Here is a 1,652-nt window from a genome sequence, read left to right as displayed (position 1 = left end):
TCGGCTCCCGGTCAGCGCGTTGCGGAGCGGCTTAACTCGGGCGTTAGGCCGCTATGAGCAGACCTTCGTTCTTGATATTTGGAGCGGTCTTCTTCGCCGCCATGGGCGCATTCCTGTACTTCACCATCAAGTCCAATCGCTACGCCAGAGACTTCGATCGAGTGGAGATGGGACAGTCTGAGAATGAAGTGGTCAATCTTATGGGGCCACCGAGTCATCGGGAGGGATCTGGAGAGATCTACTCAAGGTATGCGAGCACGCCCTGCATGAGAAGATGCCGAGCGCGAATTTGGTGGGAGGCTCCGATCCTGAAAGGCATCGAGGCATGGTCGGTTGAGCTGGACCAAGACGGTAGAGCGATACAAAAGGATCATTGGGTTTCGCCCTAGGCGCGGCCTAACCAACCATTCAAGCCGACGCCTTCGGCGCGGCTTAACTTAAGCGTTATGCGCGCAGGTTCATCTTCTTTGTAGGGGCGTAGCCGGTCGCAACACGTCGCCTTTTCGGATCGCGTCGCAAGGCAAAGCCGGCTTCGGCAAGCGCGTCGTTCGCGCCGCTGGCTCCATGAAGATCGTCGGCGTTCATTGGCGGCGCCAAGGTTTCTGCGGGTCAGGGTCACCGGCGCCGGTTGTCGTCGGTAAACCAGGCTGAGGCCGGGCTCCCGATTGGCCTGCAAGGGAATCCCAGGTTGCAGCATCGCTTCGCCGGTTCTAGGCTGCTGCATAACTCATCGTTCAAGCCGACGCCTTCGGCGCGGCTTAACTCAGGCGTTAGCTGTGCCCATGACTCCACAGGCGGCCGAAGTACTAAAGAAGCTTCAATCCAAGGTCCGCCCCGCTGCTGTTGCGCAGGTGGGCGGCTTTCGGCCACCCGACGATCCCGTCACCTCTTGGTTCTGCAAAGCCGTCGCTTTGCCAGACGAGCCTCTTCCCGTATGGAGAGGCGAGCCGATGTTTCCGCTCTTGCAAGTTCGGGTGGACGAGCTGTCAGTGGTCCCCCAGCCGCTGGAAGGGATCGAGCTGCTGGTGCTTTACCAGAATCGGCACGAGCATCCGTTCGATCGCCCCCATGGCGAAGGTTGGCTCATCCGCGAATACGCCAGCCTCGCTGGCCTTGTCCCCGTCCAAGCGGATACGGGCCGATTCCGACCCTTTCCCGTTGCCTGGAGTCGTGTGGAAGACGATGCGCCTGGCTGGGAAGATGCCTGGGAAATCGTTGACCTAGACCCGGTGAACGAAGATGACGAGGCGAGCGAGGCCTTTTTCAGCTCCTTCTCGCGCTACGGCGGAACCAAGTTCGGCGGCTACCCCACTGAAATCCAGCACGGCGTCGGGCTGGAAAATTTTGTGTTTCAGGTGGCCTCGGAAGAAAAGGTCGGCTGGATGTGGGCGGATAATGGGCGCGGCTACTTCTTCCGATCACCTTCGGGCGTATGGAACTGGTCGTGTCAGTTCTACTAAGCACAGCTAACAATTCGTCCAAGCCGACGCCGCTTCGCGGCGCGGCTTAACTCAGGTGTTAGGCCGCGAAGAGCAGACCACTTGGTCGTTCGTTGCAACGTGCGACTCCGTGGCTTCGCCAAGCGCTCGAACTTCGGGCGAGTAAACGAGCGCGCTGGGGTTCACGCCCGGCGGGCATCTGGTCTTCGGCAG

2 protein-coding genes are annotated in these 1,652 nt (G+C 60.1%); one reads left to right on the top strand and one right to left on the bottom strand.

What is annotated here, in order from left to right; translation table 11 throughout:
* Positions 1 to 444 precede the first annotated feature (444 nt).
* Complete coding sequence (locus K311_RS18550) at positions 445 to 585, bottom strand: hypothetical protein (protein ID WP_154659582.1); 141 nt, start codon at positions 583 to 585, stop codon at positions 445 to 447.
* Between the two features lie 365 nt (positions 586 to 950).
* Between K311_RS18550 and K311_RS17055 the strand changes: the two genes are divergently transcribed.
* Positions 951 to 1,460, top strand: a complete 510-nt coding sequence (locus K311_RS17055) for a DUF1963 domain-containing protein (protein ID WP_211223669.1) — start codon at positions 951 to 953, stop codon at positions 1,458 to 1,460.
* Positions 1,461 to 1,652: the final 192 nt, after the last annotated feature.

The organism is Arenimonas composti TR7-09 = DSM 18010 (genome assembly GCF_000426365.1).
GTDB classification, from domain to species: domain Bacteria; phylum Pseudomonadota; class Gammaproteobacteria; order Xanthomonadales; family Xanthomonadaceae; genus Arenimonas; species Arenimonas composti.
Note: the sequence above shows the minus strand (reverse complement) of the source record. Positions and strands in the feature narration are given on the sequence as shown.

Coding starts and splice junctions, on each gene's coding strand:
- K311_RS18550 (WP_154659582.1), bottom strand. CDS start 585: ATGAACGCCGACGATCTTCATGGAGCCAGCGGCGCGAACGACGCGCTT.
- K311_RS17055 (WP_211223669.1), top strand. CDS start 951: ATGTTTCCGCTCTTGCAAGTTCGGGTGGACGAGCTGTCAGTGGTCCCC.